General features: G+C 61.2%; 13 protein-coding genes and 1 other RNA gene. 3 read left to right on the top strand and 11 right to left on the bottom strand.

The annotated features are described in order from the left end of the window. Positions 1-74: 74 nt before the first annotated feature. Both fnr and CAF87_RS17865 read left to right on the top strand, forming a co-directional pair. The gene (gene fnr / locus CAF87_RS17870) at positions 75-809 is read left to right on the top strand and encodes a fumarate/nitrate reduction transcriptional regulator Fnr (RefSeq protein ID WP_007951654.1); all 735 of its coding nucleotides are present in this window, start codon (positions 75-77) and stop codon (positions 807-809) included. Positions 810-887: 78 nt separating this feature from the next. After that, positions 888-1,436, top strand: a complete 549-nt coding sequence (locus CAF87_RS17865; protein WP_003223345.1) for an adenine phosphoribosyltransferase — start codon at positions 888-890, stop codon at positions 1,434-1,436. A 46-nt stretch (positions 1,437-1,482) separates the two neighbouring features. On the opposite strand, the gene CAF87_RS17860 is transcribed toward CAF87_RS17865, so the two are convergent. The 5 genes from CAF87_RS17860 to dnaX all read right to left on the bottom strand — a co-directional run bounded on the left by CAF87_RS17860 (position 1,483) and on the right by dnaX (position 7,057). Continuing rightward, positions 1,483-2,631, bottom strand: a complete 1,149-nt coding sequence (locus CAF87_RS17860; RefSeq protein WP_085732418.1) for an acyl-CoA dehydrogenase family protein — start codon at positions 2,629-2,631, stop codon at positions 1,483-1,485. A 71-nt stretch (positions 2,632-2,702) separates the two neighbouring features. Continuing rightward, on the bottom strand, positions 2,703-3,305 hold the full coding sequence (gene recR / locus CAF87_RS17855) for a recombination mediator RecR (protein ID WP_085711931.1): 603 nt from the start codon (positions 3,303-3,305) through the stop codon (positions 2,703-2,705). Between the two features lie 66 nt (positions 3,306-3,371). After that, complete coding sequence (locus CAF87_RS17850) at positions 3,372-4,406, bottom strand: NADP-dependent oxidoreductase (RefSeq protein ID WP_085732417.1); 1,035 nt, start codon at positions 4,404-4,406, stop codon at positions 3,372-3,374. A 148-nt stretch (positions 4,407-4,554) separates the two neighbouring features. Continuing rightward, positions 4,555-4,893, bottom strand: a complete 339-nt coding sequence (locus CAF87_RS17845) for a YbaB/EbfC family nucleoid-associated protein (protein WP_007951650.1) — start codon at positions 4,891-4,893, stop codon at positions 4,555-4,557. Positions 4,894-4,960: 67 nt separating this feature from the next. Next, positions 4,961-7,057, bottom strand: a complete 2,097-nt coding sequence (dnaX, locus tag CAF87_RS17840) for a DNA polymerase III subunit gamma/tau (protein WP_085732416.1) — start codon at positions 7,055-7,057, stop codon at positions 4,961-4,963. Positions 7,058-7,202: 145 nt separating this feature from the next. On the opposite strand from dnaX, the gene CAF87_RS17835 reads away from it, so the two are divergent. Then, the gene (locus CAF87_RS17835; RefSeq protein ID WP_085732415.1) at positions 7,203-7,952 is read left to right on the top strand and encodes an ABC transporter substrate-binding protein; all 750 of its coding nucleotides are present in this window, start codon (positions 7,203-7,205) and stop codon (positions 7,950-7,952) included. 23 nt (positions 7,953-7,975) lie between these two features. Here CAF87_RS17835 and CAF87_RS17830 read toward each other — a convergent pair whose 3' ends face one another. The 6 genes from CAF87_RS17830 to smc form a co-directional block, all read right to left on the bottom strand. Continuing rightward, on the bottom strand, positions 7,976-9,931 hold the full coding sequence (locus CAF87_RS17830) for a hypothetical protein (protein ID WP_085732414.1): 1,956 nt from the start codon (positions 9,929-9,931) through the stop codon (positions 7,976-7,978). A 245-nt stretch (positions 9,932-10,176) separates the two neighbouring features. Then, positions 10,177-10,273: signal recognition particle sRNA small type (ffs, locus tag CAF87_RS17825), an RNA gene on the bottom strand. Between the two features lie 111 nt (positions 10,274-10,384). Further along, on the bottom strand, positions 10,385-11,551 hold the full coding sequence (locus CAF87_RS17820; protein ID WP_085732413.1) for a putative zinc-binding metallopeptidase: 1,167 nt from the start codon (positions 11,549-11,551) through the stop codon (positions 10,385-10,387). 84 nt (positions 11,552-11,635) lie between these two features. Further along, positions 11,636-13,993, bottom strand: a complete 2,358-nt coding sequence (ligA, locus tag CAF87_RS17815; protein ID WP_085732412.1) for an NAD-dependent DNA ligase LigA — start codon at positions 13,991-13,993, stop codon at positions 11,636-11,638. 87 nt (positions 13,994-14,080) lie between these two features. Beyond that, complete coding sequence (gene zipA, locus CAF87_RS17810; RefSeq protein ID WP_064378762.1) at positions 14,081-14,947, bottom strand: cell division protein ZipA; 867 nt, start codon at positions 14,945-14,947, stop codon at positions 14,081-14,083. 258 nt (positions 14,948-15,205) lie between these two features. Continuing rightward, positions 15,206-18,694: a chromosome segregation protein SMC gene (gene smc / locus CAF87_RS17805; protein ID WP_085732411.1), complete on the bottom strand. Its 3,489-nt coding sequence runs from the start codon at positions 18,692-18,694 to the stop codon at positions 15,206-15,208.

The following is an 18,694-nucleotide window of genomic DNA, read 5'->3' as shown; positions in this document are numbered from 1 at the left end:
CGTAGGCTGGCCTGAATGTCCTCCCCTGGGTTACCCTTACGGCTTATGTGTGTTTTCCCACAAGGATTTAAGAAATGTCCGAGCCAGTCAAACTGCGCGCTCACAACCAGGCTAATTGCAAGGATTGCAGCCTGGCCCCTCTCTGCCTGCCACTTTCGCTGAATCTGGAAGACATGGATGCGCTGGACGAAATCGTTAAACGTGGCCGCCCGTTGAAGAAGGGTGAGTTCCTGTTCCGCCAGGGCGACACCTTCGATTCCGTTTATGCAGTACGCTCCGGCGCCCTGAAGACCTTCAGCCTGAGCGATACCGGCGAAGAACAACTGACCGGTTTCCACCTGCCGAGCGAACTGGTCGGCCTGTCCGGCATGGACACCGAGAAGCACCCGGTTTCCGCCCAGGCCCTGGAAACCACTTCGGTCTGCGAGATTCCGTTCGAACGCCTCGACGAACTGGCCCTGCAACTGCCGCAACTGCGCCGTCAGTTAATGCGCGTGATGAGCCGGGAAATCCGCGACGACCAGCAAATGATGCTGCTGCTGTCGAAGAAGACTGCCGACGAGCGCATCGCCACGTTCCTGGTCAACCTGTCGGCCCGTTTCCGCGCTCGCGGGTTCTCGGCCAACCAGTTCCGCCTGAGCATGTCGCGCAATGAAATCGGCAATTATCTGGGGCTGGCGGTGGAAACCGTGTCCCGGGTCTTCACCCGCTTCCAGCAGAACGAACTGATCGCCGCCGAGGGCAAGGAAATCCATATCCTCGACCCGATCCAGCTCTGCGCCCTGGCCGGTGGCTCGCTCGAAGTGTGATCTCGACCCGCGGCCGAGCGTATCGTTTCAGCCGCGGGTATACTGCGCCGTTTGCAGCCCTGCCAGGACACCTCGACGATGGTCTTCGATTCCTTCGACATCAAATCCCTGATCCGCCCTGTGATCGATTTCCCGAAACCGGGCGTGATCTTTCGCGACATCACCCCGCTGTTCCAGTCTCCCAAGGCTTTGCGCCTGGTGATGGACAGCTTCGCCCACCGTTACGTGGAAGCTGACTTCACCCACATCGGCGCGATGGATGCGCGGGGTTTCCTGATCGGTTCGGTGCTGGCCTATCAGCTGAACAAGCCGCTGGTGCTGTTTCGCAAGCAAGGCAAACTGCCGGCGGACGTGCTGGCCGAAGGTTACGCGACCGAGTACGGCGAAGCGTTCCTCGAAGTGCATGCCGACAGTCTGTGCGAAGGCGATTCGGTGGTGATGTTCGATGACCTGATCGCCACCGGCGGCACGCTGATCGCGGCGGCCAACCTGATCCGCCGCATGGGCGCCCGCGTTCATGAAGCGGCGGCGATCATTGATCTGCCGGAGCTGGGTGGTTCGCAGCGCCTTGAGGACATGGGGATTCCGACGTTCTGCCTGACGCAGTTTGCGTTGACCGATAAGTAAGCAACACCGCGACGCCGATCGTTCCCGCTCGCGTGGGAACGATCATTCAAAGCCCCATCTGCTTGCTGATGATCTCGTTCATCACTTCCCGCGTCCCGCCGCCAATCGACAGGATGCGGTTATCCCGATACAGCCGTTCCACCAGGCTTTCGCGCATGTAACCCAGCCCGCCGAGAATCTGCACCGCTTCGGTGGTAATGCGGTCCGAGGTGTCCGTGGCAAAGTTCTTGGCCATGGAGATTTCCTTGATCACGCCCTGACCCGCCGCCATCTTCGCCGCCTGCCGGTAGGTGAACTCCCGGGAGACTTCCAGCGCCGTGGCCATTTCGGCGAGGCGATGTTTGATCACCTGGAACTTGCCGATGGGTTTGCCGAACGCCTCACGCTCCTTCGCCCACTTCAGGCTCTCTTCCAGCGCCAGTTGCGCGGTCATGTTGGCCATCAATGCCAGGGCCAGACGCTCGCTTTGGAAGTTGCCCATGATGCAGGCAAAACCCATGTTCTCCGCGCCGATCAGGTTTCCCACAGGCACCCGGCAATCGTCGAAGAACAATTCAGCCGTGTCCGACGCCCACCAGCCCATTTTCTTCAGCTGCCGGCCGACGGTGAAACCGGGCGTGCCCTTCTCGATCAGCAGCAGGCTGATGCCGCCAAAACCGGGCGCACCGGTACGCACCGCGACGGTGTAAAAGTCGGCGCGCACGCCACTGGTGATGAAGGTTTTACTGCCGCTGACCCGGTAATGATCGCCATCACGTACGGCGCGGGTCTGCAGGTTGGCGACGTCGGAACCGCCGCCCGGCTCGGTCACCGCGAGCGCACTGATTTTCTCGCCGCTGAGTACCAGAGGCACAACGCGTTCACGCACTTCGGGCCGGGCCCATTTGACGATGGGCGGCAAACCGATATCCAGCGAACCAAGCCCGGCCACCAGCCCGCCGGAGCCGCAACGCATGAGTTCTTCGCTGGCGGCGATCTTGGCGAACAGATCACCTTCGTGACTGCCACCCAGCGCTTCGGGATAACCGATACCGAGGATGCCGGCCGCACCGGCCTTGAGGTATAGCTCACGAGGGAAGCTTTCGGCTTCTTCCCACGCGTCGATGTCCGGCAGGATCTCGCGCTCGACGAAACGTCTGACGCTGTCGCGGACTATTTGGTGGCTGGGGTCGAAGTATTCCTGGAAGGCGGGCATCGGCGAACTCCATGGAAGGGTTCGCCGAACTTAACCGAGCGCTTGCTTGGTTTTCAACCGGATTGTGTAGATCAGAGGGAAATCGGCTTGCGCCCGGCAAACGAGTGGGCCAGCGTGCCGCCGTCCACCAGTTCCAGTTCACCACCCAACGGTACGCCGTGAGCGATACGCGAGGCGATCAGGCCTTTGTTGTTGAGCAATTGCGCGATGTAATGCGCGGTCGCTTCACCTTCCACGGTCGGGTTGGTGGCGAGGATGACTTCGGTGAAAGTGCCCGCCTCTTCAATCCGCGCCATCAGTTGCGGAATGCCGATGGCCTCCGGTCCGAGCCCGTCCAGCGGCGACAGGTGCCCCTTGAGCACAAAGTAACGGCCGCGGAACCCGGTCTGCTCGACCGCGTACACGTCCATCGGACCTTCCACCACGCACAGCAACGTGTCGTCGCGGCGGGTGTCGGCGCATTGCGGGCACAGATCGTCTTCGGTCAGCGTGCGGCACTGGCGACAGTGTCCGACCCCTTCCATGGCCTGGCTCAAGGCCTGGGCCAGGCGCGTGCCGCCGCTGCGGTCACGTTCGAGCAACTGCAACGCCATACGCTGGGCAGTTTTCTGACCCACGCCCGGCAGAATTCGCAGGGCGTCGATCAGTTGGCGAATCAAAGGGCTGAAGCTCATGGGGAAAAAGTCCGACAAAACAACGAGACGCGGTTTATACCCGCGCCTCCGGCCAGCGTCAAATCCTCAGTCCTGGGCGACCCGCACCACCAGTTTGCCGAAGTTGCGCCCCTCCAGCAGACCGATAAACGCCTGCGGCGCCTGCTCCAGGCCATCGACCACGTCTTCGCGGAATTTCACCTTGCCCTCGCGCACCCACGGCACCATGGCGCTGATGAATTCCGGCTGACGGTCGCCGTAGTCGTCGAACACGATGAAGCCCTGAATGCGTACACGCTTGGTCAGCAGGGTGCGTTGCAAGGCAGGCAAGCGATCCGGGCCTTTCGGCACTTCGGTGGCGTTGTAGCCGGCGATCAGGCCGCACAACGGGATCCGCGCCTTGGGATTGAGCAGCGGCACGACCGCATCGAAGACATGGCCGCCGACGTTTTCGTAATAGATGTCGATGCCTTTCGGGCATGCCTTGGCCAGTTGTTCGACGAAGTCCGGCGCCTTGTGATCGATACAGGCGTCGAAACCCAACTCTTCGACCACGTACTTGCACTTCTCGGCACCACCGGCCACGCCGACGGCGCGCAGGCCTTTGATCTTGGCGACCTGACCCACCACCGAGCCGACCGCGCCCGACGCAGCAGCGACTACCAGGGTCTCCCCTGCTTTCGGCTGGCCAATATCCATCAGCCCCATGTAAGCGGTCATACCCGGCATGCCCAGCACACCGAGGGCCATCGACGGACTCGGCAGCCCCGAAGGGATCGGGATGATGTTGCGACCGTCGCTTAGGCTGTGGCTTTGCCAGCCCGTGGCGCCGACCACCAGATCACCGACCTGGAATTTCGGATGACGCGATTGCTCGACCCGACTGACAGCCCCACCGGTCATCACCTCACCGATTTGTACCGGTGCCGCGTAGGACGGTGCGTCACTCATGCGTCCGCGCATGTAGGGATCGAGCGACAGGTAAAGGGTCTTGAGCAACAACTGGCCGTCTTCAAGATCCGGCAACGCCTCGCGCTCCAGACGGAAATTCTCGGGCGTCGGCGCGCCCACCGGCCGCGAGGCCAGCACGAAGCGTTGATTGAGGGTCAGAGGGTCGGACATGTCAGCGTCTCCTGTGAGCAGTGAATCCGTAGGTATAGGGAGCAGACCGTTGCAGCAATTGCGCGTTCGATGCTTCGTCAGCCGGAAACAAAAATGCCAGGCGCGATGCCTGGCATTTTTTGTAGCTCATCTGCCACCCGAAGGCGAATCAGAACGGCAGTTTCATACCGGCCGGCAGGTTCATGCCAGCGGTCATGCTGCCCATTTTTGCCTGGCTGTTGGCTTCGATCTGACGCACGGCGGCGTTGACGGCAGCGGCCACCAGATCTTCGACCACTTCGCGGTCGTCTTCGTCCAGGCCCGGCAGAACGCTTGGGTCGATGCTGACTTTTTTCACGTCATGACGGCCGGTCATCACCACGGTGACCAGATCGCCGCCGGCCTTGCCGGTGACTTCTGCGTTGGCCAGTTCTTCCTGCATCTTGGCCATTTTTTCCTGCATCTGCTGCGCCTGCTTCATCAGGCCGGCCATGCCACCTTTCATCATGGTAATCACCTCAAAAGTACTTGGATCAATACAGCGCCCGGCGACTTGCGCCAAACGCCTTCAGTTATTAGCCCTGGCTGACCAGGGCGTCGACAGGTTCAATAGTATCGTGTCGCACGACCGCACCGAACTGCTGCACCATCTGCTGGATGAACGGATCGCCGTGGATCGACTCCTCCGCCTCGCGCTGACGGTTGGCACGGCGCCGGGATGCAGCCTGGGCCGGGGTTTCCTGCTCGGGCTTGATCAGCTCCATGCTCAGGTTGATCGTGCGACCGTGGTACTGGTTCAAGGCATCGTTCAGACGACGCTGCTGAGTGGCGTTGAACAAGGCGCTGTGGGCCGGGTCCAGGTGCATCAGCCAGTTGTCGCCATCGACCGCGATCAGCGTGCAGTTGGCGGCGATGCTGCCGGTCATGCCGGAAATCGGCAGTTTCGGGAACAGCTCCAGCCATTGCAGGGCCAGACCGGTGGCCGGCGCGGCGGCGGGTTCCGGCTCGGGCTCCGGAACCGGATCGGCCGCCTGTTCGCTGGCCAGATCGTCGAGGTAACTGTAGGCCGAATCCATGTCCGGCTCGATGTAGTCCTCGTCGAGCGGCGGCTCGTCGTCCATGTCCATGCCCGGCGTAAAGGCATCGACTTCGGCCACGGACGGCTCGGGGATCGGCGCAGCGGCCCATTCAGGCGCATCCGGCACGACGCTGTCCGGGGTCGGCAGCGGCATTGGCGGCAGATCAGGCTGCTCGGCGGTGGTTTCCAGAACCGGCTCTACCGCTGGCTGCTGGATAGACGCTGGTTCTACCGGGTCATTCCACGGCAGATCGACGACTTCTTCGACAGCGACCGGTTCGGGCTCCGGCTCAGGTACGGGTTCAGGCGCAATCACCGGGGCTACCGGGGCAGGCTCGGGAGCAGGCTCGGGAGCAGGCGCAGGTGCAACCACCGGCGCTGGCGCTGGCGCAACAGCCGCAGCAACTACCGGCGCAGGTTTCGGCGCGGCAGCCACTGAGTTTGCGGAATCAACTGTGGCCTGGCTGATCCCCACTGGCTTTAGCGGTTGCCTCGGGGCATCCGCCGTGTCCGCCGGCCGGAAGGCCAGCATCCGCAGCAGCACCATTTCAAAACCGCCTCGCGGGTCCGGCGCCAGTGGCAAGTCGCGGCGGCCGATCAGGCCCATCTGGTAATAGAACTGCACGTCTTCGGCCGGCAAGGCTTGGGCCAGCGCCAACACCCGGTCACGGTCGCCGTGACCATTGTCGACACCTTCCGGCAAGGCCTGGGCGATGGCGACGCGGTGCAGCACGTTAAGAATTTCCGAGAGCACGCCATTCCAGTCCGGCCCTTGTTCGGCCAAGTGGCGCACGGCTTCGAGCAACGCCTTGGCGTCGCCCTCGATCAGTGCGTGCAGCACGTCGTAAACCTGGCCGTGATCCAGCGTACCGAGCATTGCCCGTACGTCGGTAGCCAGCACCTTGCCTTCACCGAAGGCGATGGCCTGGTCGGTCAGGCTCATGGCGTCACGCATCGAACCGTCGGCCGCGCGGCCGAGCAGCCACAGTGCGTCGTCTTCGAACGGTACGTTTTCGGCGGTCAGGACATGAGTCAAATGCTCGACCACACGCTCGGGCGTCATGTTCTTCAGGGAGAACTGCAGGCATCGCGACAAAATCGTTGCCGGAAGTTTCTGCGGGTCGGTGGTCGCAAGGATGAACTTGACGTAGGGCGGCGGCTCTTCGAGGGTTTTCAGCAGCGCATTGAAGGAATGGCTGGAGAGCATGTGCACTTCGTCGATCAGGTAGACCTTGAAGCGCCCGCGGCTCGGGGCGTACTGCACGTTATCGAGCAGCTCGCGGGTGTCCTCGACCTTGGTCCGGCTCGCGGCGTCGATCTCGATCAGGTCGACGAAGCGGCCTTCATCGATCTCGCGGCACACCGAACACTCGCCACAAGGGCTTGAAGTGATACCTGTTTCACAGTTCAGACATTTGGCGATGATCCGCGCAATCGTCGTCTTGCCGACGCCCCGCGTCCCGGTGAACAGGTAGGCGTGGTGCAGGCGCTGGCTGTCCAAGGCATTGATCAGAGCCTTGAGCACATGGGTCTGGCCGACCATTTCGCGGAACGAGCGCGGACGCCATTTACGTGCAAGAACCTGATAACTCATCGAAAACCGTCGCGGCAAAGGAAGCAGAAGCGGCTAATGCTAGCGGAGCAAGGGCAAAATTGCATCCGGTGCGCTCTTCTATTCTGGCTAAGCTGCATGGGCGGAGGCATTTGTCGGCACGGGAACGGGAATTACCGGAGCATTTATGCGGTGGGCCGTGGGGGCAATACTGGGAATCAGCCTGAACGCGATGGCCGCGCAGCCGCCGCTGCGTTTTGCCATGGCCGACAGCTGGGCGATGCCGCTGGTGCAATATGAACGTGGCCGACCGACCCAAGGCATTCTTTACGACATGATGCTCAGCCTCGCGACCCAGGTCGGCATGCCAGCAGAGTTTCACGTCCTGCCCCGCACCCGGGTGCAGAACGCCATGGAACACGGCGAAGTCGACGTGCGCTGTTATGCCGCGCAATCCTGGCTGCCGAACCAGTCCGGTGATTACATCTGGAGCATTCCGCTTTTTTTCCAGCGTGATCTGCTGATCAGCCGCCAGGATCAACCCTCCAGCGTCGATCCGGCCCACCTGCCCCGCCAGTCGATCGGCACCGTGCTCGGCTACAGCTATCCTACCTTGCAACCACTGTTCGACGCCGACCGCTTATGGCGCGAAGACGCGCGCAACCAGGAACAGGTGCTGGACAAGCTGCTGGCCGGCCGATACCGCTACGCCGTGAGCAACCAATGGACACTGGACTGGTTCAACCAGCGCCTGCTGCCGGGGCAACAACTGCAAGGGGTGGCGGTGTTGCAGGAGCAGCAGGTCGGTTGCTACGTCCGCAACGACCCGGTCGTGCCGGTGCAGCGGATATTGAGAACGTTGCTGCGGATGAAAATGTCGGGGGAGATTGATGACATTATCCGGTTGTATACCGGCGCCCCCGAAAGCGCCCCATGACCCTGCGCAAACGAGCCGAATAATCAGTGCCCCGCCGTATCGCGGAATTTCTGGTATTCGTGATATTCGACCCAGGCAACCACATCGTACGGCACGTAAAGCTTCAGCCTGGCGCGGGAAATGGCGATGTACACGGCGCAGATCCGCTGATCGAACGCATAGGCATCCTTGAATTTCTCGTTGGTCAGCAGGCCGGGAGTCAGCAGAACCTTGTCGAACTCCATTCCCCCCGCCTCTTCCGCCAGCATCAGCATGCAGCCGTTGCCAGTGTTGTCGATCATTCGGTTCAGGCGTGTCAGATCGGCAATCATGAAGCCGTTTTCCAGCTTGGCCCTGACCCGCAGAAACGACTCGTCGAACCGGTTCGCGTCGCACACCGCTTGCCAGTCGGGCAAGTCGCTGAAGTACGGATGCACGCCGTTTTCGCTGAATTCGGAACGGTAGAATTCCGGTTTGAACAACTCGATGGCAGTGGCCATGAAATGCTTCAGATCATCCTGAGTTAGCTTGTCCGGGAATCTGAACTTGCAGTTGGAATCGTGCAGGTGGATGGCCCAGATCATGGTGTCCCACGGCGATGCCGTCAGCACCACGCAACCTTCTGACGGCACGAAGCCTTCCGGGTATTCCTTGATAACGACGTCAGCATCACTGGCGCCTTCGAACGGAATCTTGCCCTTCTGCGAGTGCCGGGCGATCAGCGGGTTGACCAGCCGTTCGACATTGCGGCCCGAGCGCACGGAATAGCTGATATCGCTTTGGCGAACCTCTCGGTGGCGCTTGACTGGCACGCCGCTGGCCTGTTGATACTCGTCGCCGAGGGTGATCAACACCTGGCGACCACGTTCGATGATCTGCAACAACGACCCGGGAATGTCCTGACTCTCGTCGATCAGCACATGGGTATAGCGCGCCGGCACCACGCAACCGGCAATGCAGGCCCGTTTGATCACCAGCAGCGCTTCGAACCCGGTCTGGCTGCCCCATGCCGGATTGAGCTCAAGGTAGCCCCACACCCGGCTCGAATACTCCAGCAACACCTGAGCTTCGACGCTGGAGAGCGGCTGGTTGAAATGCGGCAGATGCTTCGCCGAAAAGGTGTGATCGCGGAAGCGGCAGTAGCGTTCGATCACTTTGAGGCAGAGTTCAAGAGTCGCCTGCCCGTCGTGATGACGAAAACCGAAGATATTCAGTTCCTGCGCCAGCGCCTGCCGGGTCGGGATTCGCCCTCCCTGCGCCTGAGGTCTATGCCCGAGCATCAGCGACTGCGCAAACGCCAGGAAGGTCTTGCCGGCCTTCTTCTCGCTCGGCCCCACCATCCGCTGGCGAAGCACCTCCAGTTTGGCCGGGGTGCGCGCCAGCAACAGAGTCTTTTCCGGGCGTAGATGCTCCAGCAACGCCACCAGCAGATGGCTTTTGCCGATCCCCGCGTAACCTTGAACGTGGAGGTCTTCGTCCAGGTTGGCGCGGAAGGTTCTGACCAGTTTGTCCTGTGCCGGGCTCAACCAGCGCTCGCGGTAACGGGGCGTCACTATCGGCTGGCTGAACGGGTCATGGCTGCGATGACGCCGGACTTTGTAGTCGAAATCCCAATGACCATCGGGCAACAAGTAGTCGCGTGCGGACACTTCTTCAGGCAGCAGAAAACGCAGGTTCAGCGGTTGGAGGACCTTCAGGCCGAAATACAGTTTGCGCGGGTCGAACAATCGCTGGGCTTCTGACAGCAGGCCCGCCTTCGTTGACTGACGATTTTCGGCAGCCCAAGACAAAAGCTTGGCCAGAATCTTCTCTGCTGCCACAGCGCCGAGATCCTGCTCTTTTGTTTGCACCAGGTTCTGGATGACCAGCACTGCCGCCAACTCTGGATCGGTCAGGGCTTCGAGGGCATTGGTGCCACTCGCCTGCAACAGGTTCGCGCAGGTTTCATCCGTGACGGGCAAGAACACAGGGCTGGATAAATCGGAATGTTCGGGGAGCATAAAACCTCGCGGTCAGGATGCAGACCTTACAAGGTTGTTCCTGGCCAGACTCTTCATTTAGTTCGGTGGCTGCGAGTATGCGGGATTGAAGAGCAAATGATTACCCCGTGTCGGGCTCATCGCGAGCAGGCTCGCTCCCACAGGGTGTGCTGATTCGAACGCCAAATCGCAGGCATAAAAAAACCGCAGTGGGCGAAACCCATGCAGTTCGGTGTTGATTCGTTTGGCGTTCGTTAAGGTGGTAACCCTACCAGCCACACCCCGGCACACAATGTTCCCGCTATGGCTGCTGCCTTCCGGCTCTGACCAGGTTCACGGGTAATCGTTGCGGGGGGACCGATAGGGTCACCATAACGACACTCGCCTGTCGGCGAGCCGCGCCATTGTACCTATCTGAGACGAAGTTACAACCGCTGGTTGCAGATAAAAAATATGAAGGGCTTCAAGCACTTGCTATTGCGCCTGAAGCACCTCGTCCGCACGGCCGCCCTCTTGCTGGATCACCAGATGAATGAAGTGCAGCTTGGCGATTGCCGCTGGCGGCAGGACGAACGGATAGAAATCCGGCTGGCCCATGCTGCGCGACAGCTCATTGAGCATGCCCGCCAGTTCGATCCACGCATTGACGAACGACAGGAACGCAGCGCCGCCGGGATGCTCGGGGTCGTACAGCGTGCTCGACGGAAACGGCTGATAGTCGAGATCCATCTCCCGGGCGCTCATGCCGAAACTCAGCGCCGTGTCGACCGCATCCATCATGTGCAGGTAATGCGCCCAGGTTTCCGCCCAGTCTTCCCACGGGTGCATGGTGGCGTAGGCGCTGACGTAATGCTGCGACCAGTCCGCCGGCGCGCCCTGTTGATAATGCCGCTCCAGCGCCTCGGCATAACTGGCGCGTTCGTCGCCGAACAGGTTCCGGAATGAACCGAGCCAGGGGCCGTTGGCGATCAACCGATCCCAGTAGTAATGCCCGACTTCATGGCGAAAATGCCCGAGTAGCGTGCGATAGGGTTCGTGCATCTGCGCCCGGACCTGCTCGCGGTGCGCGTCGTCGGCTTCTGCGATGTCGAGGGTGATCAAGCCATTGGCATGGCCGGTCATGGGAGCATTGCCCTCCAGATCGACACCGATGAAATCGAACGCCAGGCCGGTTTCTTCATCGACCGTTTTCGGGATGACCGGCAGGCCGAGGCCAATCAGTTGCGCCACCAGTCGCCGCTTGGCGATTTCCACCTTGCGCCAGCGCTCGGGGTTTTCCGGGACGGACAGGTCGGGAATGGTGCGATTCAGAGCGCAGGCCGCGCACAGGGTGTCTTGATCGTTGGCGGGCAGCAGCCAGTTGCAGGCGGCCGGAGTGTCGAGGTTGGCGCAACGCCGAAACAGCCCGGCCTCGGGATCGACGTCCAGCGTCCAGGTACCCTCTTGCGGCCCGGGTTGCAGCGAGGTCAGCCGACTGTGTTCCGGTTGATAACCCAGCGCCGCGTTGCAGGCCAGGCACTGGCTGTTGCGAAAGAACAGCGACTGGCCGCAGCGGCACGGCCAGACTTTGCTGTTGCGCGAGGATTCGCCCATGAACGGCGCGACGATGCGGGAACTGAGCTGCTCGAAAAAGCGGTACATGGCGATCTCTCCCTGGGGCTTGCCAAGACTAGATCATTCCTGCGCGCAGATCGTTCCCACGCTCTGCGTGGGAACGATCATCGGTTAAGCGCTGATACCGTGTCCTTTCAGGAACGCGATAAACGCCTCTTCATCCATCACTTTCACGCCCAGCTCGTTGGCCTTGGTCAGTTTCGACCCGGCCCCCGGCCCCGCGACCACGCAATGGGTCTTGGCCGACACGGAACCGGCGACCTTGGCGCCGAGGCTTTCCAGATGCTCCTTGGCGACGTCGCGGCTCATCAGCTCGACCTTGCCGGTCAGCACCCAGGTCTCACCGGCCAGCGGCAAGCCTTCGACGACTTTCTTTTCGCTCTGCCAGTGCATGCCGAAATCGCGAAGCTGCTTTTCAGCGTCTTCTGCCAGTTGCCGATGCTCGGGCAATTCGAAGAACCCGCGAACCGAGTTGGCCTGTTTCTCCGGCAATGCCTGGCGCATGTCCAGCCAGTCAGCGTTCATCACCCCTTCCAGCGATTCGAACTTGTCCGCCAGTTTCTGCGCCCCGCCCGGGCCCACCGAAGGAATGTTCAACTTGTCGAGGAAGCCGCCCAGCGTAGTGCTTGCGGCAAACTCGGCGCCCAGCTCGCCCTGATCCTGAATCTGCAAACCATGGCCCAGCAATTCGGTAATCACCTGCTGGTTGTGCGCATCTTCAAAGAAGCTGTGGATCTCGTGCGCCACCTCCAGGCCGATGTCCGGCAAGTACGTCAGCACTTGCGGCAAGGCTTGCTGGACGCGCTCCAGCGAACCCAGCGAACGCGCCAGCACCTTGGCCGTTTCCTCGCCAACATCCGGAATGCCGAGCGCATAGATGAACCGCGCCAGACCCGGCTTCTTGCTGTCTTCGATGGCGGCCAGCAACTTGTTGCTCGACACCTCGGCAAAGCCTTCGAGGTCGACGATGTCGTCGAACTTCAGCGCGTAAAGATCGGCAGGTGAACTTACCAGACCTTCGTCCACCAGTTGCTCGACGCTCTTGTCACCGAGGCCTTCAATGTCCATCGCCCGACGGGAAACGAAGTGAATGATCGCCTGCTTGAGCTGCGCACCGCAGGCCAGTCGGCCAACACAGCGATACACCGCGCCCTCGCTGATGGTTTCCTTGCCCTTGCTGCGCTTGACCAGTTGCGTGCGCTCGACATGGGATCCGCAGACCGGGCAGCTTTCGGGAATCTGCACCGGTCGCGCATCTTCCGGGCGGCGCTCGATGACCACTTGAACCACTTGCGGAATCACGTCACCGGCGCGGCGAATGATCACCGTGTCGCCGATCATGAGGCCCAGCCGGGCGACTTCGTCCATGTTGTGCAGCGTGGCGTTGGCCACGGTGACGCCGGCAACTTTCACTGGTTTCAAGCGCGCCACAGGCGTGACGGCGCCGGTGCGGCCGACCTGAAACTCCACATCAAGCAGTTCGGTGAGCTCTTCCATGGCCGGGAATTTGTGCGCGATGGCCCAGCGCGGTTCGCGGGCGCGGAAGCCCAGTTCGCGCTGGTCGGCAATACTGTTGACCTTGAACACCACGCCGTCGATTTCATAGGCCAGCGAGTTACGGCGTTCACCGATATCGCGGTAGTACTCCAGGCATTCGCCAATGCCCTTGGCCAGTTTCAGTTCGTGGCTGATCGGCATGCCCCAGGCTTGCAGTTGCTTGAGGTTGCCGATGTGGGTGTCGGAAATATCGTGAGAGACCTGGCCGATGCCGTAACAGCAGAACTCCAGCGGACGGTTGGCGGTGATCTTCGAATCCAGCTGGCGCAAGCTGCCAGCGGCGGCGTTGCGCGGGTTGGCGAAGGTCTTGCCGCCGATTTCCAGTTGCGAGGCGTTGAGACGCTCGAAACCGGCCTTGGACATGAACACTTCGCCGCGCACTTCCAGCGTCGCCGGCCAGCCTTCGCCGTGCAGCTTCAGCGGAATGTTGCGCACGGTGCGCACGTTGACGCTGATGTCTTCGCCGGTGGTGCCGTCGCCGCGCGTGGCGCCGCGTACCAGCACACCATCCTGATACAGCAGACTGACCGCCAGGCCATCGAGTTTCGGCTCGCAGCTGTATTCCACCGCCGCGCTACCGCCGAACAGATCACCGGCCGGCAGGTCCAGACCTTCGGTCACCCGACGGTCGAACTCGCGCATGTCGTTTTCTTCGAAGGCGTTGCCGAGGCTGAGCATCGGCACTTCGTGACGCACCTGAGTGAACGCGGTCAATGCTACGCTGCCGACGCGTTGGGTCGGCGAGTCGCTGGTGATCAGTTCAGGGTTGGCCGCTTCCAGCGCCTTGAGCTCGTGGAACAACCGGTCGTACTCGGCATCCGGAATGCTCGGCTCATCGAGGACGTGGTAACGGTAGTTGTGCTGATCGAGTTCAGCGCGCAGCTCTAGAATGCGGTCTTTGGCGGCAGTCATGGGTGTTCTCTCATAAAGCAAAAGAGCAGCCGAGGCTGCTCAATCTATTTTGCCGATTGCCCCTTTATTGCGAGGCAACCTTTTCAATCAACGCTTCTGGGTCAGGGCGCGACGTTCGAATTCGACGATGCGCTGACGGTAGTGCTCGATGGTCTGCGCGGTCAGGACGCTGCGCTGGTCATCTTTCAATTCGCCGTTCAGTTCCTGGGACAGCTTGCGGGCTGCTGCGACCATCACGTCGAAGGCCTGCTTCGGATGACGCGGGCCTGGCAGGCCGAGGAAGAAGCTCACCGCCGGGGTGCTGAAATGGTCGATGTCGTCCAGATCGAAGATGCCCGGCTTGACCGCGTTGGCCATGGAGAACAGCACTTCGCCGTTGCCGGCCATGCTTTCGTGACGGTGGAAAATGTCCATCTCGCCGAAACGCAGACCGCTTTCCAGAATGTTCTGCAACAGTGCCGGGCCTTTGAAGCCAGCCGGGTCGCGGCAGATCACGCTGATCACCAGCACTTCTTCGGCTTGCGGCTGATCTTTATCGGCCACTGCCGGCGACGACTTGGCGGCAGGCTCGACGAAATCATCATCGCGGCTGCTGAAGCTCGGACCGCCGTCCAGATCCAGATCAAGGTTCAGGTCGCCCTGGGCCGGACCGTTGCTGCCACGCTTGCCGCGCTTGGAACCGGATTCGCGAGGCTCTCGTGCTTCGCGGGCCGGCATGCTCACCGATGGCAGATCGTGTTCGTCCAGTTGCGGCTCTTTATGGGTGTCCAGCACGCGGGCCGGGCCCAACAGCTCAGCGCTGGTGTCCTCGTCCGGCAGGTTGGACAGGCTTCGGTCAAGACGGAATTTCAGTTTTCCCTTGCCGCCGCGCATACGGCGCCAGCCATCGAAAAGAATACCGGCTATCACAATGATGCCGATGACGATCAGCCACTCGCGCAGACCGATTTCCATGTAATCCCGTGCCTCTATAAAAAATGCTGAAAAATAAGGGGTTTACAATGTGCAAACCGCTTTAAAACGTGGCGCCAACTCTATGTTCTGACAGGCGTTTTGCCCACGTATACGAAAAATTGACATTAAACTAGCACGACCAAAGACAACTTTACACCGTCTGTCTCATTGGCTTGCGCGATTATGTCGATTGGCCAGCAAGCCGAAGCCGGTAAATATGTCCTACAGACTACAAATACCTTTTCCGACAGCGCCGGCTCAGGCATCCACCATCGCCATCGCCTCCTCGACATCCACGGCTACCAGTCGCGAACAACCCGGCTCGTGCATCGTTACGCCCATCAACTGCTCGGCCATTTCCATGGCGATCTTGTTGTGGGTGATATAGATGAACTGTACGGTCTGCGACATCTCTTTGACCAATCGTGCGTAGCGTCCAACGTTAGCGTCATCCAGTGGCGCGTCAACCTCATCGAGCATGCAGAACGGCGCCGGGTTCAACTTGAAGATCGCAAAAACCAGCGCCAGTGCGGTCAGGGCTTTTTCGCCGCCGGAGAGCAAATGGATGGTGCTGTTCTTCTTTCCGGGCGGCTGCGCCATGATCGTCACCCCTGTATCGAGTAGATCTTCGCCCGTCAGTTCCAAATACGCGCGCCCGCCACCGAAAACTTTCGGGAAAAGCGCCTGTAAACCGCCATTGATCTGATCAAAGGTATCTTTGAAACGGTTACGGGTTTCTTTGTCGATCTTGCGGATGACGTTTTCCAGCGTCTCCAGCGCTTCGACCAGATCGGCGTCCTGCGCATCCAGATAACGTTTACGTTCGGATTGTTGTGTGTATTCGTCGATCGCCGCGAGGTTGATCGCGCCCAGCCGCTGAATGCGCGCGGCGATGCGTTCAAGTTCTTCTTCGGCCTCCTTTTCGCTGGCCTCGGCGGTCAGGGTGTTGAGCACGCCGTGCAAATCGTAGCCGTCTTCCAGCAGTTGATCCTGCAGGGCCTTGCGGCGCACGGTCAGGGCTTGCCATTCCATGCGTTGCTGTTCGAGCTGGCCACGGATCAATTGCGATTGCTGCTCGGCCTGGGTCCGGCGTTTTTCCGCGTCGCGCAATTCGCGGTCGGCGTCTTCCAGGGCGATCTGTGCGGTCTTGAGTTCGTCGTCGACGCTCATGCGCTTGTCGAGCAACTCTTCGAGCTTGAGGCGCAGCTCTTCCAACGGTGCCTCACCCTCCTCCAGATTGAGGCTGAGCTGTTCACGCTTTTCGGTGAGACGCTCGGCCTGCATTTCCAGACGCTCAAGCGCCTGTCGTGTCGAATCATGTTGCGCCCGCAGTGAGCCGAGGCGAACGGCCAACTGATGCGCATGATCCTTGTGCTGACGGGCTTCCTGACGCACGCGGTCGAGGCGTTCGCGCAGGCTGTCACGCTGGGCAAGCAGCAACTCGCGCTGCTCGGTATCGAGGGCCATGGCGTCGAGGGCGTCCTGTAACTGGATCCGCGCTTCGCCGATGTTTTCGTGTTCCAGTTCGCGTTGCTCAGCGAGCTCGACCAGTTCTTCGTCGAGTCGGGTGCGACGCAGGTTCAACTGCTCGGCTTTGGCTTTACCGGCGGACAGTTGAGCTTTCAGCTCGCCTTGCTGACGAGCTTCGTCTTGCAGCAAACGACGCAAATGTTCGCGACCGTTTTCCTGCTGACGCTGTTGCGCGCGCAAAGTCTGCAAACGGGTTTCCATGGCCTCGACCGTGGCTTCGCGCTCTTCGCGTTCCGCATGCAGCGCTTCGATTTCCTGACCGCGCGCGAGCATGCCGCTTTCGGCTTCGCTGGCGCGGCGTACCCGCAGGAAATGCCGGCCAACCCAGTAACCGTCACGGCTGATCAAACTCTGCCCGGCAGCCAGTTGGCCACGCAGGGCCAGTGCCTGCTCAAGGCTGTCGACCGGTTTGACCTGAGCCAGCCATGGCGACAGATCAACCTGCGCCTCGACCTTGTCCAGCAGGCTGCCGGCCACGCGCACGCCGTCGTTGCCGGGGCTGAGCAAACGCAGATCGCCCTGGGCAAAACCGGACAAATCGAAACCGCCGAAGTCTTCCACCAACACCGCTTGCAGGTCGGCGCCGAGCACGGTTTCCACCGCCAGCTCCCAACCGGCCTCGACCTTCAGGCCTTCGGCCAGACGCGGGCGTTCGGCGAGGTTGTGCTCCTTCAGCCATTCGGCGGTGCCAGTACCCGGATCGAGCGCGGCCTGCTGTAAGGCTTCGAGGGATGCGAGGCGACCGTTCAAACGCTGCAAATCGCCCTGCGCCTGTTGCTGTGCAGTGAGCGCCTGCTGCAATTCCTGGCGCAGTTGCTCAAGCTTTTCGACTTGGGCTTCTTCGCTGGTCTGCAAATCTTCAAGGGTGGCTTCGGACTCGGCGAGCTGTTCGCTGAGCTCCATGATCGCCGCGTCTTCCGGATCGGCCGAGAGCAACGCCCGCTCTTCGCCCAGACGCTTTTGCCGATCGGCCAGACGCTCCATGCTGGTTTCCAGCTGCTGGATGCGCGACTGCTGCACTTCGGCCTGACGGCGGGGTTCGGCGGCGGTCAGGTTGAAGGCGTCCCACTGCTCCTGCCAGCCGTGCATGACGGCTTCGGAATCTTCCAGCGCCGCGGCGGCCTCTTCGGCGGCGGCGTTGGTGATTTCCTGCTCGGGGGTCAGTTGATCGAGCTCTTCGCCGAGGGTCAGCAGCAAGGTGCGGTCATGGCCCAGGTGCGATTCGGTTTCGAGGCGCGCGCGCTCTGCTTCTTTCAGATCGTCCTGCAATTGGCGCAAACGCTGCTGGCCGTGCTGGATGCTCTGCTCGACCCGGGCGATGTCGCCGCCGACCGAATAGAAACGCCCCTGCACCAGATTGAAGCGCTCGGACAGGTCATGGTGACCGTCGCGCAGGCGCTCAATCGCTGCGTCAGCGTTGCGCTGCTCGGCGACCAGCGCTTCAAAGCTGATTTCCTGGTTGCCGATGATCGACTCGCGCTGACCGACCTGATCGTTCAGATCCTGCCAGCGCAGGGCCGACAGTTGCGCCTTGAGCTGGCGTTCTTCGGCCTTGAATTCCTGATACTTCTTCGCCGCCTCAGCCTGACGATGCAGACGTTCGAGCTGGCGCTCGAGTTCTTCGCGCAGGTCGGTCAGACGGGCAAGGTTTTCGTGGGTACGGCGGATGCGGTTTTCGGTCTCGCGCCGGCGCTCCTTGTACTTGGAGATGCCGGCGGCTTCTTCGATGAAGTTACGCAGGTCTTCCGGCTTGGACTCGATCAGCTTGGAGATCATCCCCTGCTCGATGATCGAGTAGCTGCGCGGGCCGAGGCCGGTGCCGAGGAAGATGTCGGTGATGTCACGACGACGGCATTTGGCGCCGTTGAGGTAATAAGTCGTCTGGCTGTCGCGGGTCACTTTGCGGCGGATCGAAATTTCCGCGTACGCCGCCCACTCGCCCAAAAGCGTACCGTCGGAGTTGTCGAACACCAGCTCGATGCTCGCCTGGCTCACCGGTTTGCGGCTGGTCGAGCCGTTGAAGATGACGTCGGTCATCGACTCGCCGCGTAGGTTCTTGGCCGAGCTTTCGCCCATCACCCAGCGCACGGCGTCGATGATGTTCGACTTGCCGCAACCGTTCGGCCCGACGACTGCCGCCATATTGCTGGGGAAGTTCACCGTGGTCGGGTCGACGAAGGATTTGAACCCCGCCAGTTTGATGCACTTGAGGCGCAA

It is taken from the genome of Pseudomonas sp. R38(2017), assembly GCF_002112395.1.
Classification (GTDB): Bacteria; Pseudomonadota; Gammaproteobacteria; order Pseudomonadales; family Pseudomonadaceae; genus Aquipseudomonas.
This window is presented reverse-complemented; position numbering and strand designations above follow the sequence as displayed.